Annotated in this window: 18 protein-coding genes; 14 read left to right on the plus strand and 4 right to left on the minus strand. The window is 65.4% G+C overall.

Annotated features, from left to right (window positions below; all coding sequences use genetic code 11):
- The first annotated feature begins 62 nt into the window (after window positions 1-62).
- The 10 genes from CEY05_RS07260 to CEY05_RS07305 are packed head-to-tail and all read left to right on the plus strand — an operon-like array spanning window position 63 to window position 11,353.
- Window positions 63-911, plus strand: coding sequence for a hydrolase (locus CEY05_RS07260; protein ID WP_088597838.1), 849 nt, complete (start codon window positions 63-65; stop codon window positions 909-911).
- A gap of 3 nt (window positions 912-914) precedes the next feature.
- Complete coding sequence (ggt, locus tag CEY05_RS07265; protein ID WP_088597839.1) at window positions 915-2,522, plus strand: gamma-glutamyltransferase; 1,608 nt, start codon at window positions 915-917, stop codon at window positions 2,520-2,522.
- A 9-nt stretch (window positions 2,523-2,531) separates the two neighbouring features.
- Window positions 2,532-3,509 (plus strand): ABC transporter permease, encoded by a 978-nt coding sequence (locus CEY05_RS07270; protein WP_088597840.1) that lies wholly within the window; start codon window positions 2,532-2,534, stop codon window positions 3,507-3,509.
- A complete protein-coding gene (locus CEY05_RS07275; protein WP_088597841.1) occupies window positions 3,509-4,432 on the plus strand; it encodes an ABC transporter permease in 924 nt (307 codons plus the stop codon). The genes CEY05_RS07270 and CEY05_RS07275 overlap by 1 nt, the downstream gene beginning before the upstream one ends.
- Complete coding sequence (locus CEY05_RS07280) at window positions 4,429-5,445, plus strand: ABC transporter ATP-binding protein (protein WP_369825897.1); 1,017 nt, start codon at window positions 4,429-4,431, stop codon at window positions 5,443-5,445. The genes CEY05_RS07275 and CEY05_RS07280 overlap by 4 nt, the downstream gene beginning before the upstream one ends.
- The gene (locus tag CEY05_RS07285) at window positions 5,442-6,458 is read left to right on the plus strand and encodes an ABC transporter ATP-binding protein (protein ID WP_088597842.1); all 1,017 of its coding nucleotides are present in this window, start codon (window positions 5,442-5,444) and stop codon (window positions 6,456-6,458) included. Before CEY05_RS07280 ends, CEY05_RS07285 begins: the two co-directional genes overlap by 4 nt.
- A gap of 43 nt (window positions 6,459-6,501) precedes the next feature.
- On the plus strand, window positions 6,502-8,049 hold the full coding sequence (locus CEY05_RS07290) for a serine hydrolase (protein ID WP_088597843.1): 1,548 nt from the start codon (window positions 6,502-6,504) through the stop codon (window positions 8,047-8,049).
- 20 nt (window positions 8,050-8,069) lie between these two features.
- Window positions 8,070-8,948 carry a polysaccharide deacetylase family protein gene (locus tag CEY05_RS07295; RefSeq protein WP_088597844.1) on the plus strand — a complete coding sequence of 293 codons (879 nt, stop codon included), beginning with the start codon at window positions 8,070-8,072 and terminating at the stop codon, window positions 8,946-8,948.
- Window positions 8,945-9,760, plus strand: coding sequence for a polysaccharide deacetylase family protein (locus CEY05_RS07300; protein ID WP_088597845.1), 816 nt, complete (start codon window positions 8,945-8,947; stop codon window positions 9,758-9,760). The genes CEY05_RS07295 and CEY05_RS07300 overlap by 4 nt, the downstream gene beginning before the upstream one ends.
- A gap of 15 nt (window positions 9,761-9,775) precedes the next feature.
- Window positions 9,776-11,353: an ABC transporter substrate-binding protein gene (locus CEY05_RS07305; protein ID WP_088597846.1), complete on the plus strand. Its 1,578-nt coding sequence runs from the start codon at window positions 9,776-9,778 to the stop codon at window positions 11,351-11,353.
- Between the two features lie 296 nt (window positions 11,354-11,649).
- Here CEY05_RS07305 and CEY05_RS07310 read toward each other — a convergent pair whose 3' ends face one another.
- From CEY05_RS07310 to CEY05_RS07320, 3 genes are all read right to left on the minus strand, one after another.
- A complete protein-coding gene (locus tag CEY05_RS07310) occupies window positions 11,650-12,480 on the minus strand; it encodes a MaoC family dehydratase N-terminal domain-containing protein (protein ID WP_088597847.1) in 831 nt (276 codons plus the stop codon).
- Between the two features lie 70 nt (window positions 12,481-12,550).
- A complete protein-coding gene (locus CEY05_RS07315) occupies window positions 12,551-12,988 on the minus strand; it encodes a PaaI family thioesterase (protein WP_088597848.1) in 438 nt (145 codons plus the stop codon).
- 124 nt (window positions 12,989-13,112) lie between these two features.
- Window positions 13,113-14,063, minus strand: coding sequence for a LysR family transcriptional regulator (locus CEY05_RS07320; RefSeq protein ID WP_088597849.1), 951 nt, complete (start codon window positions 14,061-14,063; stop codon window positions 13,113-13,115).
- Window positions 14,064-14,268: 205 nt separating this feature from the next.
- Between CEY05_RS07320 and CEY05_RS07325 the strand changes: the two genes are divergently transcribed.
- The 4 genes from CEY05_RS07325 (at window position 14,269) to CEY05_RS07340 (ending at window position 25,671) form a co-directional block, all read left to right on the plus strand.
- A complete protein-coding gene (locus CEY05_RS07325) occupies window positions 14,269-15,234 on the plus strand; it encodes a tripartite tricarboxylate transporter substrate binding protein (protein WP_088597850.1) in 966 nt (321 codons plus the stop codon).
- A 48-nt stretch (window positions 15,235-15,282) separates the two neighbouring features.
- Complete coding sequence (locus tag CEY05_RS07330; RefSeq protein ID WP_088597851.1) at window positions 15,283-16,425, plus strand: mandelate racemase/muconate lactonizing enzyme family protein; 1,143 nt, start codon at window positions 15,283-15,285, stop codon at window positions 16,423-16,425.
- A gap of 398 nt (window positions 16,426-16,823) precedes the next feature.
- Window positions 16,824-20,825, plus strand: a complete 4,002-nt coding sequence (locus tag CEY05_RS07335; RefSeq protein ID WP_088597852.1) for an autotransporter domain-containing protein — start codon at window positions 16,824-16,826, stop codon at window positions 20,823-20,825.
- 181 nt (window positions 20,826-21,006) lie between these two features.
- Window positions 21,007-25,671: an autotransporter domain-containing protein gene (locus CEY05_RS07340; RefSeq protein ID WP_088597853.1), complete on the plus strand. Its 4,665-nt coding sequence runs from the start codon at window positions 21,007-21,009 to the stop codon at window positions 25,669-25,671.
- 108 nt (window positions 25,672-25,779) lie between these two features.
- Here the strand turns inward: CEY05_RS07340 and CEY05_RS07345 are convergent, their stop codons facing one another.
- Complete coding sequence (locus CEY05_RS07345; protein ID WP_088597854.1) at window positions 25,780-26,373, minus strand: hypothetical protein; 594 nt, start codon at window positions 26,371-26,373, stop codon at window positions 25,780-25,782.
- Window positions 26,374-26,386: the final 13 nt, after the last annotated feature.

Genomic DNA, 26,386 nt, shown 5'->3' on the forward strand with positions numbered 1-26,386 from the left:
CTTCATTTGCGGTGCCGCCCTGAAGGCGCGGCCCGCCCCCCACTCCCCCCCGAGATAAAAAAATGTCCGATAAATTGGATACCGACCAGAAAGCCGGCAAGTTCTACGGCCTTGGCAAGACCGCCATTTTCGCCAGCAAGAAAGATCCGCGCTTTTCCTACGTGATGTACGTGCCCCCCTGCGTAGGGGACGGCGAGAAGGTCGATCTGCTGGTCGCCGTACACGGCACCAGCCGTACGTCCTTCCTGGATTTCCGGGACGGTTACGCCGAATTCGGCCACTGGAACCGCGTTGCCATCCTGTGCCCCCTGTTTCCGATCGGAGTCCTGGGCGACGACGAACGCAGCGGCTACAAGTACTTGAAGGAAGGCGATATCCGCTACGACCAGGTCGTGCTCGACATGGTCGACGAGGTCGCCGCGAAATACAGCCAGGACTGGAGCACCTTCGCCATGTTCGGCTTTTCCGGCGGCGGCCATTACACCCACCGCTTCGCCATCCTGCATCCGCGCAAGTTGTGGGCAGCCTGCGTGGGCGCCCCCGGCTCCATCACCCTGCTCGATCCCGACAAAAAATGGTGGACCGGCCTGGGCGACCTGCAGGAGCAGTTCGGCATCGCGTTCGACAAGGAAGCCCTGGCGCGCGTGCCCGTGCAGATCATCGTCGGCGATGCCGATCTGGAAACGTGGGAGATCACGCACAAGCCCGGCGGCCGCTATTACATGGAAGGCGCCAACGACGCCGGCCGCACTCGCCCCGAACGTGCCCGCGCCCTGGCCGACTCGTTCCGTGCCGCGGGCGTCGACGTCACGCTGGACCTGGTCCCCAATATGGCGCATGACCGCATGAAGGCGGTGCCCCACGTCCAGGAATTCCTGGTCAAGGTTCTCGCCAAGCGCAGGAAGGGGTAAAGCATGAAGAATGGTGTCATCGTCGCGGCGCAGCCCGAGGCCGCGGAAGCCGGTGCCGAAGTGCTGGCCCGCGGGGGTAATGCGGTGGATGCCGCATTGGCCTGCGCTTTCGTGCAAGGTGTCGTCGACCCGCAGATGGCGGGCATCGGCGGCTTCGGTTCCATGCAGGTCTACATGCCGGGCAAAGGGATACACGACATCCTGGAGTTCTACGCCCGCGCACCGCTGGCCTGTACGCCGGACATGTGGGTCGACAAGCTGGTGGGCCAGTCCAGTGACGGCTTCGGCTACATCCTGGAAAACAACATCAGCGAAATCGGCTACCTGGCCGCCTGCACGCCTGGCAGTGTCAAGGGATACGCCCACGCGCTGTCGCACTATGGCACCTTCGACTGGGCCGACCTGATCCAGCCCGCCGTGGCATACGCCCGCAAGGGTTTCATGGTGCGTCCGCATGTGCACTGGTACTGGTCGCAGGACCAGAGCAAGGCCAACCTGGCCAACACCCGTGACAAGCTGGCGTTCAGCGCCACCGGCCGCGAGGTGTACTTCAACGCCGATGGCTCCCTGAAGCGCGTCGGCGACACCGTCGTCAACCTGGAAATGGCGCAGACCCTGGAACGCCTGGCGCGCCTGGGACCGGAAGACTTCTACCATGGCGAACTGGCGGGACAGATCGCCGACGACTTCGCGGCCAATGGCGGCCTGATCAGCCGCAAGGATCTGGCGGAATATGCGCTAAGCGTGACCCAGCCGCTGTGGGGGGAATACCGCGGCCACCGCATTGCGACCAGCCCGCCGCCCGGCAGCGGCATTTCCATGCTGCAACTGCTGCACATCATGGAAAACTTCGACGTCGGCGCCATGGAACACGGCTCCTACGACCACGTCCGCACGCTGGCCGAGGCCATCAAGCTGATGACCGTGGACAAGGACCGCTATATGGGCGACCCCTTGTACGTCGATGTGCCGGTGGAAAAACTGCTGTCCAAGTCCTACTGCGCGGAGCTGGCCCGTGGTATCGCCGCCGGCCAGCGGGCCTCGGTGACGCGCCTGGACGCGTCCCAGCGCGACACCACCCATATCTCCGTGATCGACAAGCAGGGCAATGCCGTCGCCATGACGCACACCCTGGGCAGCCCGTCCGGCGCCATCACCCGCGGTCTCGGCTTCATGTACAACGGCACCATGGCCCGTTTCGATCCGCGCCCCGGCCGCGCGTCGTCGATCGCGCCGGGCAAGCGCCGCGCCAGTTCGGCCGCCCCCACCATCGTCTTCAAGGACGACCGGCCGTTCATCGTGCTGGGCGCGCCGGGAGGCACATACATCGCCCCATCGGTGGCCCAGGGCCTGATGAATGTCCTGGACTTCGACATGTCGATGATCGAGGCCGTCTGCGCCCCACGCATCACGGCCGTCTCCAACTCGATCGAAGTCGGCAACCGCATCCGGCGCAGCGTCACCGACCGCCTGCAGGCCGAGGGCTATGACGTCAAACGGTCGCCCACCAGCTATCCCTATGCCGCGCTGCACGGCATCCGTGTCGACGGCGATACCTGCAAAGGCGCCGCCGATCCCCAGCGCGATGGTTGCGCCTACTCGGTGAGTTGAGCCCGCCCTATGACCGTATGGATATTCCGCAGGGTGTGGCAGGCCTGCCTGGTCATGCTCGCCATGAGCGTGATCGTCTTCATCGCCACCAATGTCCTGGGCAATCCGGTGGACATCCTGATTTCACCGGACTCCACCCAGCAGGACCGCGCCCACATCATCACCCAGCTGGGGCTGGACCTGCCGCTATGGCGCCAGTACCTGTCCTTCCTCGGTTCGGCCTTGCATGGCAACCTGGGCATCAGCTTCGTCTATAGCGAACCCGCCATCCACCTGATCTTCCAGCGCATGCCCGCCACGCTGGAGCTGGCGATCTCCGCGGTGCTGCTGTCCGTCATCATCGGCATTCCGCTGGGACTGTTTGCCGGGCTGGCACCGGAGTCGCCGTTCGCCAAGGGCACCATGGCATTCAGCATCCTGGGATTTTCCCTGCCCACGTTCTGGGTGGGCATCATGTTCATCCTGGTGTTCTCGGTGGAACTGGGCTGGCTGCCCACCGGCGGCCGCGGAGAAACCGCGGCGCTGTTCGGCATCCAGTGGTCCTTCCTGACGGCGGACGGCCTGCGCCATCTGCTGCTGCCCGCGCTGAACCTGTCGCTGTTCAATATCTCGCTGGTGCTGCGCCTGACCCGCGCGGGCGTGGCCGAGGTGCTGCCGCAGGAGTACATCAAGTTCGCGCGCGCCAAGGGGCTGTCCGAAACCCGCATCATCTTCGTCCACGTCCTGAAGAACCTGCTGATTCCCATCGTGACGGTGGTGGGCATGGAGTTCGGTTCGGTCATCGCCTTTTCCGTGGTCACCGAAAGCATCTACTCCTGGCCGGGGATGGGCAAGCTGATCATCGACAGCATCAATTCGCTGGACCGCCCGGTCATCGTCGCCTACCTGATGGTCATCGTGATGGTCTTCGTCACCACCAACCTCGTGGTCGATTTTCTCTATACCGTGCTGGATCCCCGCATCCGGCTCAATGAGGGAGAGCAGTAATGGAAGCGCCCCTTGCCACGACACTGGCCACCGAGCCCATGCCGGCGGACACGATGCGGCGCCTTGCCGTGTTTGCGGCCTTCGCTCGCTCACGCCTGGCGCTGCTGGCCCTGGCTATTTTCATCGTGCTGGCCCTGGTCGCCATCCTGGCGCCCTGGATCTCGCCGCAGAATCCCTACGACCTGGGCCAGATTTCCATCATGGACGCACGCCTGCCCCCCGGATCGGAGAACATGGATGGCGGCCACTACTGGCTGGGCACCGACGACCAGGGCCGCGACATGCTGTCCGGCATGTTCTACGGCCTGCGTATTTCGCTGAGCGTCGGCATCATCTCCGCCGTGCTGGCCGCGCTGGTGGGCACTTCCATCGGCATCCTGGCGGCCTATGCACGCGGCCGCCTCGAAACCCTGCTGATGCGCCTCGTGGACCTGCAACTGTCCTTCCCCGCCATCCTGGTGGCGCTGATGATACTGGCACTGCTGGGTAAAAGCGTGATGAACGTGGTGCTGGCGCTGATCATCGTCGAGTGGGCCACCTATGCCCGCGCGGCCCGCAGCGCGGCATTGGTGGAGCGCGGCAAGGAATACGTGGAAGCGGCGCAAGGCCTGGTGCTGTCGCGCTGGCGCATCGTGTTTCGCCACCTGCTGCCGAACTGCCTGCCGCCCATCATCGTCATCATGACCATCCAGATCGCCCGCGCCATCGCCCTGGAAGCGACGCTGTCCTTCCTGGGCCTGGGCGTGCCGGTGACGGAACCCAGCCTGGGGCTGCTGATCGCCAACGGCTACCAGTACATGCTGTCCGGCATGTACTGGATCAGCGTCTATCCCGGCGTATTGCTGCTGGTCGCCATCGTGTCCATCAACCTGGTGGGAGATCGCCTGCGCGATGTCCTCAACCCGCGCAGGAGGCCGGCATGATGCCCACGTCCAACGCCATGGCAAGCCGCACCGCGGCGACTGCCTCGCCTATCCTGCGCATCAACAGCCTGCGCACCGAGTTCGGCAGCCCTGCACAGCCCGTGCGCGCCGTCGACGACGTCAGCCTGGACATCGGCCGCGGCGAAATCGTCGGCCTGGTGGGAGAAAGCGGCTCCGGTAAATCGGTGACCGGCTTCTCCATCATGGGCCTGCTCGACGGCGGCCGTATCGCCAGTGGCCAGATCCTGTTCGACGGCGAGGATATCGCCCACGCGTCCAACCAACGGTTGCGGACCCTGCGGGGCAAGCGTATCGCCATGATCTTTCAAGATCCGATGATGACGCTGAACCCGGTCCTGCGCATCGACACGCAGATGATCGAGGCGATTACCGCGCACGAAAAGGTTTCCGTCGCCGTGGCGCGGCAACGGGCCTGTGACGCCCTGGGCAAGGTCGGCATACCCAGCCCGCAGGAACGCCTGCAGGCCTATCCCCATCAGTTTTCCGGCGGCATGCGCCAGCGCGTGGCAATCGCCATCGCCCTGCTGCACAATCCGGACCTGATCATCGCCGACGAGCCCACCACCGCGCTGGACGTGACGATACAGGCGCAGATCCTGTCCCAGGTGCAGAAGCTGGCGCGCGAACACAATACCGCCTGGCTGTGGATCACCCACGACCTGGCGATCGTTTCCCGCCTGGCCCATCGCCTGGGCGTCATGTATGCCGGCCGCATCGTCGAAAGCGGCACGGTGAAACAGGTGCTGGGTTCGCCGCGCCATCCCTACACGATGGGCCTGCTTGACTCCGTGCCCGATCGCAACGAGCGGGGCCAGCCCCTGCAACAGATCCAGGGCGCCCCACCGATCGCCGGCCGCTTCCCGCCCGGCTGTCCTTTTCATCCTCGCTGTCCCGCGGCTTCGGTGGAATGTGCCGGCACCGTCCCCCAGACCACGGGTGCGCAAGGCCACGATTACCGCTGTTTTCATCCCCTCGGAGCCACCCAGCCATGAGCCACGACGCACAAACGCCCATGGTCGAAGTCGATGCGGTCTCGCGCCGCTTCGGCCGGCGCCAGGACTGGATCGAGCGCGTCGCCACGCGCATCGGCCTGGCCAAACAACCGCCCGTCGTGCGGGCGGTCGACAACGTCAGCATCACCGTGCGCAAAGGCGAGGTCGTCGGCCTGGTCGGTGAGTCCGGCTGCGGCAAATCGACGCTGGGACGCATGGTGGCCGGCCTGCTGGCGCCCTCTTCCGGCGAAGTCCGCATCGATGGCCAGGCCCTGGGCATGAAAAGCGCGGCACGGGCGCAGGACCGCCGGGCGCATCTGCGCACGCAGATGATCTTCCAGAACCCCTTCGCGTCCTTGAATCCCCGCCTGACGGTGGGAGAGATCATCATGGAAGCACCCATGGCGCACAAGCTGGTGACCGGCAATCCCGCCGACTATCTGGCGCTGCAGATGGAGCGGGCGGGCTTGAATCCTGCCTACCGCGACCGCCTGCCGCACCAGTTCTCCGGCGGCCAGCGCCAGCGCATCGGCATCGCCCGGGCCCTGGCCGTGCAGCCGGAGCTGCTGGTCTGCGATGAATCCGTCGCCGCCCTGGACGTGTCCATCCAGGCGCAGATCCTGAATCTGTTCATGTCCCTGCGCGACCAGTTGGGCCTGACCTACCTGTTCATCAGCCACGACCTGGGTGTGGTCAAGCACATCTCCGACCGCGTGGTCATCATGTACCTGGGCCGCGTGGTGGAAGAAGCCGCCACGGAAACCATCTTCCAGCGCCCCAGCCATCCCTACACCCAGGCCCTGCTGGCGGAAGTGCCTCGCATCGACCTCGAACAGCGCGCGTTCGACACCATCCAGGGCGAACTGCCCAGCCCGCTGTCACCGCCCAGCGGTTGCCACTTCCACCCGCGCTGTCCGCGCGCGATCGAACGCTGCCGCAGCGAGTCGCCCGAGATCCGCATGATAGGCCCGGGCCATCGCGCCGCGTGCCACCTGGCCCAATCCACTACCTAGACTCACTACCTAGAAACCACGACCTGGAACGGACTCACCGAACATGAACTCAGCGATGAAGCCAGACAGCAAGCCGGCACAGTTCGATGGCCTGGAGCGCGCCGCCCCCGCCACCCGCGGCATCGATGCCGAGGCGATAGAGGCGTTTCTCGACGGGCTTGAACAAGAGGGCCTGGAGCTGCACAGCTTCATGTTCTGGAAAGACGGCGCCGTCATCGCCGAGGGCTGGTGGGCGCCCTACGCAGCGGAACTGGGGCATATGCTGCATTCCAGCGTCAAGAGTTTCGTCGGCACGGGGGTCGGCCTGGCCGTGGACCAAGGCCTGATCCCGCTGGACGCCAAGGTCGTCGATTTCTTCCCGGAGCACGTCCCGGCTGACGCCCCGCCTGCCTTGTTCCAGATGACCGTGCGGCATCTGCTGACCATGACCAGCGGGCACGGCTCGGGCATTTCGGGCGGCGAATGGCGGCGGCTTACCACCAGCTGGATCGCCGCGTTCTTCAAGGAACCGATGGTCTACGCACCTGGAGAACGGTTCGTGTACTGCAGCGGCTGCTCCTACATGCTGGCCGCCATCCTGCAGAAAGTCACCGGCGAGCGGGTGCGCGACTGGATGGAGCCCAGGTTCTTCGCGCCGCTGGGTATCCAGGACCTGGCCTGGGATGTCGGACCGGAAGGTGTCAATACCGGCGGCAACGGCATACGCGCGAAGACCGCGGATCTGCTCAAGCTGGCCCTTGTGCATATGCATGGCGGCGCGTGGCAAGGCCGGCAACTGCTGAGCCAGGCATGGACAGCAGCGGCGACCGGCGCCCAGATCAAGGACATCGTCATCGGCCACTTCGACGGCAAGCGCTATGCGGACCCCAGCGCGCCGGGCGCCGAGAAGCGCGAAGGTTACGGCTACCAATGGTGGCGCGGCCCTGACAATACGTTCACGGCCAGCGGCCTGTTCGGCCAGCATGCCATCGCCTTCCCGGACCACAACGCCGTCATCGCCTTCACCGGCGGCATCGCGCCGCGCGAAAAGCGCGTGCATCGCCTGCTGCGGGAGCACATCGTCGCCGACATGCAGCGCCAGCGCGCGCCGTCTGCCGCGCCGACGGCGCAAGCGGTCCGCGCCGATGCGGCGCTGGCGCAACGCCTGGCGGCGCTGGCCCTGCCTATCGAGCACAACACCTCGATCCCCGCGTCGCGCGCTGCTTTCCAGGGGTCCTACGCCGTCGAGCCGAATGACGACGGCATCACGGGCATTGCCATCGATTGCGCGGGCGATCGCTGCACGTTTACATTGACCGACGGCCGTGGACAGCACACCGTCACGGCATCGTTTTCCACCTGGACGGACGGCCAGACGTCGATGACGGGCTGGCAGCTGCATCATTCCTACCAGCCCGAGCAGACCCGGGTATTCGCCCGCGCCTTCTGGCGCACGGAAAACGAGCTGGTCCTGGACTGGATCTTCATCGAGACGGCCTTCCGCGATCACGTCGTGTGCCGCTTCGACGGCAAGGACATGACCTACGACCGGCGCGTCAACACCAATTCCATGCGCAAGGAGATGGACCAGTTATCCGCGCACTCATCCTGACTTCAAAACCGAGGTTTTCCATGAGCACCGATACCCACCTGCTTCCACCCCGCGCGCCCGATCCGGCCACCCGCTGGCCGCAAGGCGCCGGCACCATCGTCAGCGTCACCATTCATATCGACGGTCCGTCGGTCGAGGCCGGCCAGGGACTGCCCTGCGCCGGCATCCACAGCCGCAGCCGTTATTCGATGCGCCGCGGCATCTACCGCTACCTGGACATGCTGGCCCGCCACGGCGTTCCCGCATCGTTCTTCGCCTGCGGCTATGACGTGGAACACTATCCCGCGCCGCATCGGGACATCCTGGCCGCCGGCCATGAAATCGCCGCCCACGGCTACCAGCACGAAGCCTGGGACCTGGGCGCCGCCGAACCGGGCCTGCTGGAAAAGACCCACCGCATCATCGAAGACAAATTGGGCATGTCGCCCGTGGGCTGGTGTTCCCCATCGGGCCGCAAGAGCGCGTTGACCATCCCGACCTTGCAGCGCCTGGGCTATATCTACGATGCCAGCGAAAAAGACCTGGATGAGCCCTATCTGTTGCCCGGCGCCGCGGGTGAGCCGTCCGCTTTCGTCACCTTGCCGAACAACACGGTATCGCTGGACGACGCCCCGGTCTACAACATGGGCCAGGCCCTGCCCGACGAGATCTACGACAACTGGGTGGCGGAGTTCGAAGCCATCCGCAAGCACGAAGGTTACGTGCAGCTGACCGTGCATCCCAAGGCGGGCAATGGCTCCGGCACGCCTGCCCGCGCCCGTACCGTCGATCGATTTCTCGCTTACCTGAAGCAGGCGCCTGACGTCCGCTTCGTCACCATGCGCACGCTGGCTGAACATTGCCTGCGGCACCAAGACAACTGGAGCACCCTGGTCCAAGCGCGGGAGCATCGAGCATGACGACACAACGCCACGCCTTAGTCACCGTCAATGTCCACGGACTTGGCCCCGAGGAACGCGAAACGCCGCCGGAAAGCCTGTTCGGGCGTTTCGGCCATGGGCGCTACACCTATAACGTCGGTTTGCAGCGGGTGCTGGATTTCCTGCGCGGCAACGGCATCAGGGGAACGTTTTTCTGGCCGGTCGTCGAAGCCCGGCGCTGTCCGGACCTGCTGCGCGCCTGCATGGCAGACGGCCACGAAATCGCCTCGCACGGCCTGGCCTTCGAAGATATTTCAAAACTGGGCGACCAGGAAGCCGATCTGCTGAAGCAGGCCAAGCAACAGCTCGAAGACCTGTGCGGCCAGGCCGTCCATGGCTTCCGCGCGCCCGAAGGCCTGGTGTCGCTGGATACGGTGCGCATACTGCAGGATCTTGGGTATGTCTACGACAGCAGCTATATCGATGACGATGCGCCCTATTCACTAGTGTCCGACAACGCTGCGCGCATGGTGGAACTGCCATGGAGCGAAGGGCTGAGCGATATCACGCATTTCCGCCGCCGCTTCACGCAAGGACGGGCCGCGCTCGCGCTGCGCGCCGAATTCCAGGGGCTGATCGAGGCGGAGGGCTATGCCTGCCTCAGCCTGCATCCACGCGGCGACATCGGCAGCGGCCGCGCTGCCAGGCTGGAAATGCTGCAGGGCCTGATCGCCGACATTCGTGCATCGGGGGCGTCCTTCACCCGGGCCATCGACCTCGCGCGGACCTGCCTGGTGGATGGCACCGTCCAATGGCAAGGCCGGACGCGCGCCATCGCGTCCTGGGCATGACGGGAGCCGGCCATCATGAGCATGAATCGAAGAACCGCGTTGAAAGCGCTGGCCGCGGCTGGGCTCCTGACACCCAGCCTGCGCGTATTGGCCGCGGGTGAAGACAGTGTCACGGCGGTGCTGACTTCCGATATTCGCGGGCTGATGCCGGGTAGCGGCCCGGACATCGCCAGCGGCACCGTGCGGCAGCAGATTTACGAGGGCCTGGTGTGCTGGCGTGCCGATGGCTCCGTGGCGCCCATGCTGGCGCAGTCCATTGCGACATCCGAGGATGGCAAGCGGTATACCTTCGTCTTGCGCGACGGCGTCCATTTCCATAATGGCGCGCCGCTGACGGCCAAGGAAGTGGCGTGGACCTGGGGGCGCTATCTGGACCCAAAGGGGGCCTGGGCCGGCCGCGCGACGTTCGATGGCGCCAATGGCATCAAGATCGTGGCGGTGCGGGCGGTCGACGCCAGGACGGTCGAATTCGAACTTGCCGCCCCTTGTGCCGCTTTCCTCAGCGCCATGGCGCGGGCGGACCTCGACAGCACAGGCATCGCCCATCCGGATAGCGTCGATGGCGCTGGCGACTGGAAGCAGGCGATCGGTACCGGTCCCTACAAGCTCAAGCAATGGCGTCCGAAGGAGTACGTCGAGCTGGAGCGTTTCGACGGCTATCAGTCGCGCAGCGAACCCGCCGACGGCCTGTCGGGCCAGAAGCGCCCCTTGCTGGCGCGCGTGCTGCTGCGCGTCGTGCCCGATGCGTCGACGGCGTCGGCGGGGCTGCGCTCCGGAGCACTGGATGTCTATACCGATGTACCTGCCGACCTCTATCCGACGCTCAAGGGGGCGCCGGGCATCCGTACCGAGACCGTGCAGACGGCGTCCGTGCTGACCATTCCCATGCAGACGCGCGATCCCTTATTGGGCGATGTCCGTATCCGGCAAGCGCTGAGCAAGGCCCTGGACCGCCAGCAATTGGTGCAGGCCTTGACGGAAAACACCTCCATTGCCACGGCCAGCCTGGTGCCGACGACCAGCAAGCTGTATGGGGCTGTACAGAAACGCGGCGCCGAACTGGATCTTGAGGGAGCGCGCAAGCTGCTGGCGCAGGCTGGCTATCGCGGCCAGGCCATCACGCTGATGACCAGCAAGCAGAACGCGCTGATGTCCAATACGGCCGTTGCGTGCCAGGGTCTGTGGCAGGCTGCCGGCATCAACGTGCAGATCGAACCGATCGAGTTCGCGGCCATGTATGACCGCTTCTATTCAGGCCGGTACCAGATGATGGTGTGGAACGTCACCGCGTACCTGGATCCTATCTTCATGTTCGACCGATTCATCGGCGACAAGAGCAAGCAGGCCGACCGCGTCTGGGACGATGCGCGGGCCCGTGAACTCGTGCACCAGTTGTTCAACGCCGGCGATGACGCCACGCGGCAGAAGCTGGCTGACTCCCTGCATGAGCTTTACCTTGAACAGATGCCCATGCTGGTCTGGTCCTCCCGCGGCCAGCTCGACGCCAGCCGCAACCGCGTAAGCGGCCTCACCGGCTGGCCCGGCTCCAAACCACGCTTCTGGAACGTTTCGGTAGCCGGCCAGGGCGCGTAAGGTGTCACTGCCAGGGCATGATGGCCGTCCATACCCTTTCACCTGCCCGCCTTGAGTGGCCTGTGGGACGCGCAGGCGGGCTTTCGGTGGAATGCCGTTAACCGGGTTCAGGAATGTGCTGCCGCAAAATCGGCATTGACCGGCATCCTGGGTACCCCGTCCCAGGCGGAGCACGTCCTCACCCCCCTCGAATGGGTCGATGCCTCCGCATTCAACTAAGCCTGGCGTGAGAATGGACGCGTGCCTGCCGCATCGCTTCGCCTGACGTCGATTGTTGAGCGAACGGACCGCAGGAATCATGCGGAAAATTTCAGTTGAGCCTGATGGGCCAGGGTGCCGTCCTGCTCAGCCCACAGGTCAGCCTGGCCAGGTGACGTCACACGGCCGGCGACGTCGAAGGGCGTGGGCGCCAGCAAAGGACGCAGGCCACGATAGGACAGATGTTCAAGCCGCTTGCCCGGATTGGCGCGCTGGAACGCCGCCACCATCATCGTGGCAATCATCGGGCCATGCACGACCAACCCGGGATAGCCTTCCTTGTCCGTGACATAAGGATGATCGTAGTGAATGCGGTGGCCATTGAAGGTCACCGCTGAATAGCGGAATAGCAGCACGGGATCAGGATCCACCGTCTCCCGCCAGGCCGCCTCCGGCGCGGGCTCCGAGCCCTCCAGCTTCGGCGGCGAAGGCTGGCGATAGACGATGTCCTGCTCCTCGGCGATGGCAACGGCGCCGCCCTGGCGATATTCATGGCGCACCGTTACGAACAGCAGCGAGCCGGTGCGCCCCGTCTTTTCCTTGACATCGGCGATGGTGGAATGGCGCTCGGCGGGCACGCCCACCCGCAGCGGCGTAATGAAATCCACGCGCCCGCCCGCCCACATGCGGTTGCGGTCGGCGGCGAGCGGCAGGAAACCGCCCCGTGCTGGATGCCCGTCCTCGCCCAGGCCGTCCATGGGGGCAGTCTGGATAAAGAACGCCCATTGCCAGAGCGGCGGCAAGGGATCGTTCACCGCCAACGATGGGCCGCCCAAGGTAGCGGTGACCCTGCCTGCCAAGGTAACGTCCAGGCCATCGGCCACGGTCTCGCCGCGGCCGATCCAGGCGGTGGGATCGGGATTGTTCATCATCGGTCTCCGTTTACGCTAGGGTGGTATTGCGCTTCTTCGTTCTGACAGCTGTCCCGACGGATAGCCATCACCCATCAAACGACTGGCCAGGCGGCGCGGACTCGCCGATGACGGCGAACACCGCATTCGCCTTCAGCACGCCGCGTCCAGCCACCTCCATGATGCAGGTGGCGTGGATCAGGCGCTTGCCCGGCTTGTCGATGTGAACCCGCGCTTCCAGCCAATCGCCTTCCTTCACCCCGTTCAGATACTCGACGCCCAGTTGCACCGTCACCACCGACTTGCCACTGTGGCGTACGATGACCTGGCCCAGCACACAGTCCGCGATGGTAGCCAGGAAGCCGCCGTGGGCAACGCCCACCTGGTTGCCGTGGTCCTGCGTCACGCGCACACCGAAGGCGTCATCCGCTTCGCGCCAATGGATCGCGCCCAGCTGGTTCAGGTGCTTCATGTACGGGCTGGCGGGTTGCCACGGCGTGTAGCCGTCGGGGATCAGATCGCTCATCTTGCATCAGTCTTATGTCGTTCGAAAGTGGACTCCATCTTAGCGCCCCCACCGCGGGCGGCACCGCGGGTGTGCCCCTGCACCGCCCGGATAAACGTCGGTGCCGACGCTTGCCCCGATTAAATCAACGCCGGGCCATATCCAGGAAACGCCGCGCCGCTTCGCTCAGGCCGTCGGGCCGGTAGGCCGCGCAGATACGTACTTCCAGCAGGCGGGCATCGGCCAGGATGGGGCGGCAGATGACGCTGGCGGGGATCAGGGTGGCGACCGCGCCAGGCAACAGGGAGATGCCGACGCCGCCAGCCACCAGTCCCATCAAGGTGGAGATCTGCACCGCCTCCTGCGCGATGCGCGGTTCGAAGCCGGCCTGGCGGCACAAGGCGCCGATGCGCGATGACAGCGTCGGTACGCCTTCCGCGGAAAACATCACGAAGGATTCATCCGCCAGCGACTCCAATCGAATCGCCGCCGCTGCGGCCAACCTGTGTCCCGCCGGCAGGACGGCGGTCAACATGTCCGTCACCAAGGTGTCCATGGCAATGCCGTCTTCCAGATCCGTCGGCGGCACCAGGAAACCGACGTCCACGGTACCGGCCAGCAACATGGCCGCCACCTGCTTGGAACTGCCTTCATGCAGCGTCAGTTCCACACCAGGGTATCTTTCGCGAAACGCGCGTATGACCTTGGGCAGCAATTCGAACATGGCCGGGCCGATGAAGCCGACGTGCACGCTGCCCAATTCTCCTTGCGCGGCCCGCTGGGTTCTATCCATTGCGCGGTCCGCCTGGCTCAACAGGCGCCGGGCCTCTTCCCTGAAGACCTCGCCGGCCGGGGTCAGCCGTACGCCCCGCGCGGACCGTTCGAACAACTGCGCTTCCAGCAAGCTTTCCAGGCGCTTGATCGCCTGGCTCAAGGGCGGCTGCGCCATGTGCATCTGCTCGGCCGCCTTGCGGAAGCTGAGCGTGTCCGCCACGGTGAGGAACTGGTGGACCATACGCAGGTCCAGGCTGGATGCACGCGTCGTCATGAAATCCCGGCAGTGATACTTGAACTGGATGCGTCGGCATCCGGCCATCCTGGTGCTCCTGATGCCCCTGGTGAGACGGCCAGGGTATCGCCCAGGACGATTTTGGTATTAGACCATCGGGGCGGATCTGCCTACCATCCATGCACAACCATCAAAGCGGATGGCAAGGCGGTAAGCCGGCTTCAGCCCGAGGACCGGACCTGGAACCCAGTCCCAGGGGACCTGCCTGACCAATCCGCAAGGAGACAACGCCATGTATCGCCTGTTGACCGCCCTCGCCTGTCTTTGCCTGGCACCCGCCGCCATGGCTGCCGGCGCCTATCCGGGGCACTCCATCACCATCGTCGTCTCATCCCCGGCCGGATCGACGCCGGACACCGGCACCCGTGCCATTGCGCAATCGATGGCGCGCATCCTGGGCCAACCGGTGGTCGTGGAAAATCGCCCTGGCGCCAACGGCCAGATCGCTGCCCAGGAAGTGCTGAAGAACCCGCCCGACGGCTACACCATCCTGGTCGCGGCCGGCAGCACGATGGCCATCAATCCCCATATCTATCCCCATCAGACGGTGGACATCCTGAAGGACCTGGCCGCCGTCGGAAAGATCTATTCGACCGATTTCTTCCTGATCGTGCGCAGCAACAGCGGAATCAATTCCATGGCAGACCTGGTCGCCAAGGCCAAACAGAAACCCGGCGCGTTGGTTGCCGCCAACAGCGGCCCGGGCAGCGCCGCGCAACTCGCCACCGAGGTACTGAAGGAGAAGACCGGCACGGACATCTACCAGGTGCCGTTCAACGGCAGCCCCGCGGCGGCGCTGGGTGTGGCCGCCGGCAATGCGGACATGCTGATCGAAACCCAGGCAGTGACCGAGCCCTTCGTCGCATCCGGCAAGGTGCGACGTCTGGCCACCACCGGCCGTGAGCGCAATCCGGCGTATCCCGACATTCCGACCATGGCGCAGGCCGGTGTCGCCGGCATGGAAATCTCGTCCTGGGCTGGCATCTTCGCCAGGACCCAGGTCCCCAAGGACCGCATCGACCGGGTCAACGCAGCCATGAACCAGGCATTGACGGAGCCCGATGTCCGCAAGGTGCTGCAAGGCGCCGGCCTGGCGCCGGGCGGCGGCACCAGCGCCGCCTTCCAGGACGAATGGCAGGCGCAATCCCGCCTGTGGGCCGAGGTGGTGGCACGCACGCCGGGACTGACGAATCGTTGAGCCGCGCTTGCCTGATCGAGACACCCGAGATTTCAGCAGCAGAGAACCATGACCGCCTCACATATTGCACGTATCGACGTCTTCGTACTGCAGGACGACAAACCCGCCGCGGTGCGGGCCTCTTTTGGCACGTTCACCCAGCGCACCACGCTCCTGGTCAAGGTCCAGGACCAGCTTGGCCATTGCGGCTGGGGCGAGATATGGAGCGGCTTCCCTGCCTTCGGCGCCTACCATCGTGCCGACATGGTCGAGAAGCTGGTCGGACCCTGGGCCTTGGGACGCACGCTGGAAAACATTCCCGCGCTGCAGGACGAATGGGAAGCCGCGCTGCTCCCCATGCTGAGGCTGGCCGGCGAGCCGGGTCCCATCGCCCAGGTGCTGGCTGGACTGGACTGCGCGCTGTGGGATCTGTCCGCGCGCGCGCAAGGGGTACCGCTGTATCGCCTGCTGGGTGGAGAGGCGCGGCCTTTGCGTGCCTATGCCAGCGGCGTATCGCCCAGCCTGTCACGCGAGCAGTTGGATGCGATGCGCGCGGCAGGCTTCCAAGCATTCAAGTTCAAGGCCGGCTTCGAGGAAGACAGTGCGCTGGACGACCTGGAACGCACGGTCGCGATGCTGGCCGCCGATGAAATCGCCATGATCGACGCCAACTGCGGTTGGACGCCGGAAGCGGCGCACCGCGCCATGGCGCGCATCGAATCCTTGCCCTTGCAGTGGACGGAAGAACCCATCGGCTGCGAACGCAGCCCGGCGGAGTGGCGCTCGTTGCGGGCGGCATCGGCGCATCCTTTCGCGGGAGGCGAAAACCTGCTGAGCCTGGAGGCATTCCGCGCTTCCTTCGAATGGCTGGACGTCATCCAGCCCGACCTCGGCAAATGGGGTGGCGTCAGTCGCGTCGTGCCGCTGGCGAAGGAAGTCATGGCACGCGGCCTGCGCTACTGCCCGCACGCCTTCGGCTCAACCGTCGGCCTGGCCCTGGCCGCGCACGTCCTGTGTGCTGTCGGCGGCGATGGCATTCTGGAGATGGACGCCAATCCCAATCCCCTGCGCACCCTCAGCGGCACCTTTGCCGCGCCTCTGGAAGGCTATCTCACCCCACCCGCGAAATCCGGCGTCGGCGTCACTCCCGACGAACAAGCCATGGGCAGCTACCTGCGCCGCCATGCGGTGGTCGCGCGCGGCATTGCATAAGGCCCCGTGCGCGGCAGGAAAGCCGGCGCCTCGTCATGTTTAGATGATACAAATTGAATTATTTGTGCGATCACCTCTTCAGTAGGAGTCACTGCGGTGGCATAAAGCTACGGCAATCGGGCGATCAAGCATTACGGGAAACGTAATACACGCCGAAAGGTCGCTTTCAAGCTACTGATAAATAACGTTTTTTATCAAGTCTAAAAACTTAAATCCGATCTACGGCCAAATTTACCGTCTATTCGCTAAGACACCCTTAGCGAATCTCAAGAAACTCCTTGTTTCAAATTCCAGATATTCGTCTGGCGAGGACAAGGGTTCGACGCGATCACAGCTGCTGGCGCGACGTTTCATCCGCGCGCTCGCCAGCTGCCATACAAGACATCCGTCGGACCGTCATGAATCACATCTACCGCATCGTCTTCAACCGCGCGCTTGGCGTCCATCAAGTAGCGTCGGAGAACGCCTCCTCTCACCGCGCCGGCTCCAAACGCCTGGCGCTGTCCGTCACCGGCGCACTGGTCATGGCCGCCCTCGCCGGCGCACCGGCCGGCGTGTTCGCGCAGGCCATCCCGATCAATGCGGGTGGCTATGGCGGTGCGGGTGGCATGGGCTCCTCGCTCCCCGCCAGCGCGGGCGGCGCACCGGAAAGGGCGGGCGTTGACGCTGGGATCAGCGTGACCGCGGGAGCCCCTGGCGGCGGTGGCGGTGGTGCCGGCAACTCCGGCGGTATGGGTGGCCTCGATATCAATTCAACCGCGGTGACTCAACCTGCCGGCGGCATGGGGGGCTTGAACGGCGGTACTGTCGGAAACACCACCACTGGAGGGAATGGCAGCGACGGCTTGCCCGCGGCCGCTGCCAGCGGCGACGGCGGCGGCGGTGGTGGCGGTGGACAAACCGCCGCCAATATTTCAAACAGCCCGACGCTGGCGGATATTTACATTGGCGGCGACGGCGGCAACGGCGGCGACGGCGGCCTGAGTGGCGGCGGTGGCGGAGGCGGAGGCGCGGGCGGCTACGGCCTGCGCGTGACCGCTGGCGACGTAATGCTCACAGAAACTGCCGTCGTCACGGGTGGAAAGGGGGGCGCTGGCGGCTCAAGCATGATGGGCTATGCCGGCACTGGCGGCGAAGGTGGCATAGGCGTGCTGTTTTCCAGCGCCGGGGTGCTCACGAACGCCGGCCAGATCAAAGGTGGCGTCGGCGGCAATGGCGGCGGCGGCCAGTCTCACGGGACAGGCGCCAACGGTATTGGCGGCGCCGGCGTGGTACTCGGCGACAACGCCACGCTTATCAACTTGCAGAATGCCAACGGCGACAGCGGCATTTACGGTGGCGCGATGGCCGCGGCACCGGGTCTGTTCGTTGCGCCCGGCGGAGGCACAGGCGTGGTCGCCGGCAGCAACACGCTCATTCTCAACGACAGCCTGATCGCCGGCGGCGTAGGCAACACGCCCCTCAAGCACGGCAACGCGGTGGAAATCCATGGTGACCACAGCCGCCTGGTGATGCAAACCAACGGCACGCTGGATGGGAACGCCATCTCCACGGGCATCGACAACACGCTCGAATTCAACGTCGTCCAGAGCAATAAAAGCCTGGACGTCACGAATATCGTGACGTCCGCGCCGACCACCTACGCCAGCTTCCAGCCGCAGTTCTACGGCTTCTCGAACTACGAGAAAACCGGCAACGGCCAACTGTCACTCACGGGCGCGACGGCCGCGGTCACGAACTGGATGGTCACGGGCGGCACGCTCGGCATCGATAACGAGAGCAATCTCGGCGCGGCGGGCAGCAAGTTGACGCTGGACGGCGGCACACTGTTCACGGACCACAATATAACGATCACCAGTGCGCATGACATCACCCTGGGCGCGGCTGGCGGCACGGTCAATCTCTTCGGCAGCGGAGCCGTGCAATTCGCCGGTGTCATCAGCGGCAGCGGCGGCCTGACCAAGACCGGCTCCAACGTCATCGTGCTACAGGCGGACAACACCTACACCGGCGTGACACGTGCCGCAGGCGGCACCATCAGGATAGGCAACGGCGCCACCGCCGGCAGCGTGGCGGGCGACATCGCCATCGACGCCGGTGCCTTGGTCGAATTCGATCGCACTGACAGCAGCACGTACGGCGGCACCATCTCTGGCGTCGGCGGAATCAAGAAAATCAACTCCGGCACACTGATCCTGACCGGCGACAGCACTTTCACCGGCGGCATCGACGTCGCGGCAGGGACGCTGCAGATCGCCGATGGCATCACCAGCGGATCCATCGTGTCCGACGTCAATGTGGGCAGCGGCGCGACGCTGGCGTTCAACCACAGGAACTCGTCTTCCTCGCCCTACGACGCCTATGACTATGTCGGCAATATCTCCGGCGACGGCCAGGTGGTCGTGCGGGAAAACGCCGAAGTCTCTTTCATCGGCAATGCCACGCATACCGGCGGCACGGTGGTGGAACCCAACGCCACCCTGGCGCTGGGCAACGGCGGCACGACGGGCAGCCTCAGCGGCGATGTCGCCCTGCAAAACAGCGCGGCTTTCGGTTTCATACGTTCCGATGACTACACCTACGCTGGCAAGATTACCGGCGACTCGACCAGCCGCATCGTCCAGGCCGGCACCGGCACCACGTCCCTGACGGGCGACAACAGCGGCTTCTCCGGTCTGGTCTACGTGACCAAGGGCACGCTGGAAATCAACAGCACGATGAACGGTATCGCGGCTGTCATGGGCGGCACGTTGGCCGGTACCGGCCAACTGGCCATGGCCCAGATCGGTGACGGCAGTACGCTGTCGCCTGGTAGCAAGGCCACCCCCACCGGCACCCTGACCGTCAACGGTCCGGTGCAGTTCGCCAGCGGCTCGACCCTGAGCATCAATGCCCTGCCCGATGGAAGCAGCAGCAAGCTGGTGGTCAACGGCGCGGCGATAGTGCAGGACGGCGCCAAGTTCCTGATGGTTGGCCAGGACAATGGGCTGTACGCCGAAGCGACGACGTACAACGTGGTCCAGTCGACCGGTGGCGTAAGCGGCAAGTTCACGACGGTAGGCAGCAGCCTGGCCTTCCTGGAGCCATCGCTGACCTACACGGCCAATGCCGTCGACCTGACGATCAAGCTCAAGGACGTGCCGGTTGACCCGGGCCAAGGCGGGTCGGGCGGCGGCGACACGGGCACCGGCAACACCGGCGGCAACGGCAATACCGGCGGCAACGGCAACACCGGCAGCGGCGGCACGCGTCCCATCCAGTTCGCCGACCTGGCATTGAACCGCAACCAACGTTCAGTCGCCGGCGCCCTGCAATCGCTGCCCAAGAACAGCGCGCTCTACGCCCGCGTCCTGAACCTGCCGGAAGGTGCCCCAAGCGGGGTCTTCGAGAACCTCAGCGGCGAGACCCATGCCAGCACCAGCAACATGCTCAACGGCGTGACCTCCAACGTGGTCAGCCTGCCCATGTCGCATCTGCGCCAGAACATGGATGCCGGCATGATGCCGGGCCGTCCCACGGCACAGATCGGCCGTGGCGATGCGTCCTCCCTGCCCCAATCCGCGGCCCAACCCATCTGGGCCCAGGTCTTCGGCAACTGGCGCACCCTGGGTGGCCGCGATGACACCGCCGAAGTGCGCCAATCCGACGGCGGTCTCTTCGTCGGTGGCGACCAGGCCGTCGGCGGCGGCTGGCGTGCCGGTGGCGCGCTGGGCTACACCGGCAGCCATAGCAGCATCAAGGGCCAGGGTTCGCGCGCCGATGTCGACAGCTACAGCGGCGTCATCTACGGCGGTAAGGGCTTCGCGGCCGGTCCGGGCAAGGTCAACCTGACGCTCGGCATGAGCTACACCTGGCATGACATCGACACCAAGCGCGGCGTCAATGCCGCAGGCGTTTCCCAGGAACTGAAGTCTTCCTACAGCGCCAACACCACGCAGTTCTTCACCGAACTGGGCTACGCCCTGCCGGTGACCGACCGCGTCACGCTGGAACCCTTCGTCGGTGCCGACTACAGCGACCAGCGCACCCGTGGTTTCAGCGAATCCGGCGGTGACGCCGCGCTGATGGGCCAGAGCACGCATAACCAGGTGGGCAGCAGCACCCTGGGCCTGCGTGCCCAGACCACCTTCGAAAGCGGCAGCTCGCAGGGTCGCCTGTATGCCACGGCCGGCTGGCGCCATTCCTACGGTGACCTGGATCCCACCACCACCATGGCCTTCGACGGCAGCCAGGCCTTCTCCGTGGCCGGTGCGCCCATCGCTCGCGATGCGGCCGTGCTGTCCCTGGGTGCTGACCTGGCCGTCACCCGCAACACCACCGTCGGCATCAACTACGGCGGCCAGTTCGGGGGCGGCAACCGCCAGAACAGCGGCGCTGTGAACGTTCGCTGGCGCTTCTAAGGCAGCAAGAGCAGTAAGACGACATCCGGCGCGGACCTGGGACCGTGCCGGATTCGGACCACGCCGGATTCGGACCACGCCTGGTTCGCACCGCAACGGCTTCGCACTACACACCAAGGGCTGGCGTAACGCTTCATTGGCGTCATCGTCAGCCGTCATCGAAAACATCCGTCGGATCGATATGAACCACATCTACCGCATCGTCTTCAACCGCGCCCTGGGCGTCTACCAGGTCGCATCGGAACACGCTTCTTCCCACCGCTCCGGCTCCAAGCGCCTGGCCCTGTCCGTCACCGGCGCGCTGGTCATGGCTGCACTGGCTGGCGCTCCCGCTTTGACCTACTCGCAGAGCGCGTCCCTGATCACCGGCAGCGTCGGTGGCAACGGCGGCGAATTACTGTTGGGCTTCGGCGGTACCGGCGGACAGCCTGGCGTGGCGGGGGGTAACGGATACGGCAACGGCAGTGAGTCAGGTGGCGGCGGCGGTGGCGGTGGCTCCGGTGCAGCGGGCGGTGCGGGCGGCGTTGGCGTGGATCCTCTCATACCCGCGGCCGCCGGAGGCGCCGCAGGTTCCAGCGGCACTGGCATGGATGGCGAGAACGGAGCTGATGGCACCGGCACCAATGGTGGAGGCGGCGGCGGCGGTGGCGCGAGTGCGCTCGAATCCTCATCTGCCAACGTGGGTGTCGTGCCCGGCATCTACACCGGAGGTAAAGGCGGTAACGGCGGGGCCAGCGTTGACATGGACGCCGGCGGCGGCGGCGGCGGTGCAGGCGGCTACGGCCTCCATGTCACCGCGGGCAATGTGACGCTATCCAATGCTGTGCAATTCATCGGCGGCAGTGGTGGCGCCGGTGGCGCAGGCGGCGGCTATGCCGGCAACGGCGGCGATGGCGGTAATGGTGTGCAGTTCGCAAGCACCGGCACGCTGGCAAATACCGGGATGATCATCGGCGGACAAGGCGGCAACGGCGGCGAAGGTAACGATTTCGGCGGCGGCGGACTCGTCGGCGGCCTGGGTGGCCACGGCGGCGCCGGTGTAAGCCTGGGCGATGGCGCGACCTTCATCAACGGCGCGGGGGGCACGGTCAACGGCGGCTCGTCAGGCACACCGGGCGCCGACGCCCCGGGCTCCCTCTTCCGAGGTGGCGCGGGCGTGCTCGCTGGCAGCAATGTCACCATCATCAACAACGGCCACATCTCCGGCGGTAGCAGCCCGGCGCTGGGTTTTCAAGGCTATGCGGTCGAAATCACCGGCAACGACAGCCGCCTGATCCTGCAGGACAACAGCCTGCTGGAAGGTAATGTCGTTGCGCGCGGCGACGGCAACATCCTGGAATACAACATCGTCAGCAGCGCTCCCACCCTGAGCGTCTCGGATATCGTAACGGCTGACCCAACGTTATCCTTCCTGAGCCAGGTGAGAATCTTCGGTTTCTCAGGTTACGAGAAAACGGGCACCGGGACATTGACGCTCGTCAACACGACGGCTGCAACCACGAACTGGACGGTAAAGGGCGGCACACTCGCCATCAGCGACGAGGCCAGTCTCGGCGCGACGGGCAGCAAGCTGACACTCAATGGCGGCGCGCTGTCCGTAGACAGCGACGTAACGATAACAAGCGCGCATGAAGTCGTGCTGGGCGCGCTCGGCGGCGCAGTGGACGTCCAACAGACTAAAACCCTGCGGTTCGACACCGTCATCTCGGGCACGGGCGGCCTGACCAAGACGGGCGACGGCGACCTCGTGCTCGCGGCGGACAACACCTACACGGGTGTCACGCACCTCATGGGTGGCACCACCACGATAGGCAACGGGGCGACCGCAGGCAGCGTCGCGGGCAACATCGAGGTCGACGGCAACAACAATGCTCAAGTCGTATTCGACCGTACTGACACCTACACCTACGGCGGCGTCATTTCCGGTGCCGGAAACGTGCTCAAGAACGGCCCCAACACCTTGATCCTGACTGGCGCGAACACCGCGAATGGTTTGTGGGTGGTCAACCAAGGCACGCTGCAGGTCGGCAACGGCGGCACCATAGGCAGCATCGCCGCCGATGTGATGGTGGGGATGGGCAAGATCGTGTTCGACCGCTCCGATGACACCACTTACGCCGGCTCGATCTCCGATACGGTGGGCTTGGGCTTGGCCGCTCCGATGGAAAAACGCGGCGCCGGCACCCTGACTCTCACCGGCTCGAACACCTACACCGGCGGCACCACGGTCTCGGGCGGCACGCTGGAGATCGGTAATGGCGGCACCACTGGCAGTATCCTAGGCAACGTGGCCGTGGCCGCCGGCGCCACGGTGGCATTCAACCGCCAGGGCCTCAACACCTTCAGCGGCGTCATCAGCGGCGACGGCTCGCTCGACAAGCGTGGCATGGGCCAACTGACCTTGACCGGCGCCAACACCTACACCGGCGGCACGCGTATCTCCGATGGCAACCTGGTGATCGGCAACGCCGGCACCATCGGCTCCATCGTGGGCAACGTCCAGGTCGAACAGGCCGGCACGCTGGTATTCAACCGCAGCGACGACGTCACTTTCGACGGCGCGATCAGTGGTGACGGCAGCTTCACCAAGCGCGGCAACAGCACCCTGATCCTGACCGGCGACAGTACTTTCACCGGCGGCATCAAGCTGGCGGAAGGCACGCTGCAGATCGCCAATGGTGTGACGAGCGGGTCCATCGTGTCCGACGTCAATGTAAGCAGCGGGGCGACACTGGCGTTCAACCACAGGAACTCGTCTTCCTCGCCCTACGACGCCTATGACTACGTCGGCAATATCGCCGGTCTTGGCCAGGTAGTCGTGCGGACAGACTCCCAGGTTTCCTTCACGGGCAATGCCACGCACACCGGCGGTACGGTAGTGGAATCCGGCGCAGGCCTGGCGCTGGGCAATGGCGGCACGACGGGCAGCCTCAGTGGCGATGTGACCCTGCAGTCGAGCAATGGCTCCAACTCAGGCGGTGCCTTCGGCTTCCAGCGCTCCAATGACTACACCTACGCCGGCAAGATCACCGGCGGCACGGACACCCGCATCGTCCAGGCCGGCACCGGCACCACGTCCCTGACGGGCGACAACAGCGGCTTCTCCGGCTTTGTCCTGGTCACCGCCGGCACGCTGGAAATCAATAGCGAGATGAGCGGCATCGCCGGCGTCATGGGCGGCACGCTGGCCGGTACCGGCCAACTGATGATGGCCCAGATCGGCGACGGCGCCACCCTGTCGCCCGGCAGCAAGGCCAATCCCACCGGCACCCTGACCGTCAATGGTCCGGTGCAGTTCGGCGCTGGCTCGACGCTGAGCATCAATGCCCTGCCCGATGGCAGCAACAGCAAGCTGGTCGCCAACGGCGCGGCGATGGTGCAGGACGGCGCCAAGTTCCAGATGGTCGGCCTGGGCAATGGCCTGTATGCCGAATCGACGACGTACAACGTCCTGCAGGCAACGGGCGGCGTGACCGGCAAGTTCACGACGGTGGGCAGCAGCCTGGCCTTCCTGGAGCCGTCGCTGACCTACACGGCCAATGCCGTCGACCTCACGGTCAAGCTCAAGGACGTGCCGGTTGACCCGGGCCAAGGCGGGTCGGGCGGCGGCGACACGGGCACCGGCAACACCGGCGGCGATACCGGCGGCAACGGCAATACCGGCGGCAACGGCAACACCGGCAGCGGCGGCACGCGCCCCATCCAGTTCGCCGACCTGGCATTGAACCGCAACCAACGTTCAGTCGCCGGCGCCCTGCAATCGCTGCCCAAGAACAGCGCGCTCTACGCCCGCGTCCTGAACCTGCCGGAAGGCGCGCCCAGCGGGGTCTTCGAGAACCTCAGCGGCGAGACCCATGCCAGCACCAGCAACATGCTCAACGGCGTGACCTCCAACGTGGTCAGCCTGCCCATGTCGCATCTGCGCCAGAACATGGACGCCGGCATGATGCCGGGCCGTCCCACGGCACAGATCGGCCGTGGCGATGCGTCTTCCCTGCCCCAGTCCGCGGCTCAACCCATCTGGGCCCAGGTCTTCGGCAACTGGCGCACCCTGGGTGGCCGCGATGACACCGCCGAAGTCCGTCAATCCGATGGCGGCCTCTTCGTCGGGGGCGACCAGGCCGTCGGCGGCGGTTGGCGTGCCGGCGGTGCGCTGGGCTACACCGGCAGCCATAGCAGCATCAAGGGCCAGGGGTCGCGTGCCGATGTCGACAGCTACAGCGGCGTCATCTACGGCGGCAAGGGCTTCGCGGCCGGTCCGGGCAAGGTCAACCTGACCCTGGGCATGAGCTACACCTGGCATGACATCGACACCAAGCGTGGCGTCAATGCCGCAGGCGTTTCCCAGGAACTGAAGTCTTCCTACAGCGCCAACACCACGCAGTTCTTCACCGAACTGGGCTACGCCCTGCCGGTGACCGACCGCGTCACGCTGGAACCCTTCGTCGGCGCCGACTACAGCGACCAGCGCACCCGTGGCTTCAGCGAGTCCGGCGGTGACGCCGCGCTGATGGGCCAGAGCACGCATAACCAGGTGGGCAGCAGCACCCTGGGCCTGCGTGCCCAGACCACCTTCGAAAGCGGCAGCTCGCAGGGTCGCCTGTATGCCACGGCCGGCTGGCGCCATTCCTACGGTGACCTGGATCCCACCACCACCATGGCCTTCGATGGCAGCCAGGCCTTCTCCGTGGCCGGTGCGCCCATCGCTCGCGATGCGGCCGTGCTGTCCCTGGGTGCTGACCTGGCCATCACCCGCAACACTACCGTCGGCATCAACTACGGCGGCCAGTTCGGCGGCGGCAACCGCCAGAACAGCGGCGCGGTCAACGTCCGCTGGCGCTTCTAAAGCAGCAAGAGCAGTAAGACGAAATCCCGGCGCGGAGTCAGATCCGTGCCGGGATTGTGCAGTACCCTGAAAGGCCGGATGCGAATCCGGCCTTTGCTTTGCCCAGTGTCAGGCTGGGGCGCCTCGCAGGCGGCGCGACCGGATCAACGCACGCGTCGTGCCATCGGTACCCAGTGCATCCTCGGTCGTATTCCGCGTGGCCGCCACACTGGCGATCGGCCCCACCATGGGCGGCAGCACACTGGCCGCGCCGGCCGCCTGTTGCAGCTCGATCGGCGGATTGCTGAAGGCCATGAAATAACGCTGGAATGGGTACAAGCCCTCCAGGGTGCCCAGGTCGATGGCGCCGTTGGCACGCTGCCGCAGTGCCTCCTGCTCGTCGATAAAGGCCTGCACGGCGCGCGACAGGCGCGCGGTGGCGTATTGGTCGCACAGCCAGTTGGCGGGCTCCCCGGGATCGCACTTGTCTACGTTGCCCGGATGTTGAACCGCGGTAGCCGGGTGGTGAGCGGTTGTAGCAGCGGTCGCGGCCGAACTCGTCGCGGCCTGCTCACGCAGAGCCTGGATACGAGCGGACTGCGCCGGCTGTGCACGCCCGAACCGATCGACTCGGTTCTGCGCGCCCAGGAACTCGGCGACATAGGGATCACGGACGGCATACACATGCACCGGACTCACCCGGTCGACGGCACTGACATTCATGGCAAACTCCCTT

Origin of the sequence: Achromobacter sp. HZ34 (genome assembly GCF_002209485.1) — a bacterium.
GTDB lineage: Bacteria > Pseudomonadota > Gammaproteobacteria > Burkholderiales > Burkholderiaceae_B > Bordetella_C.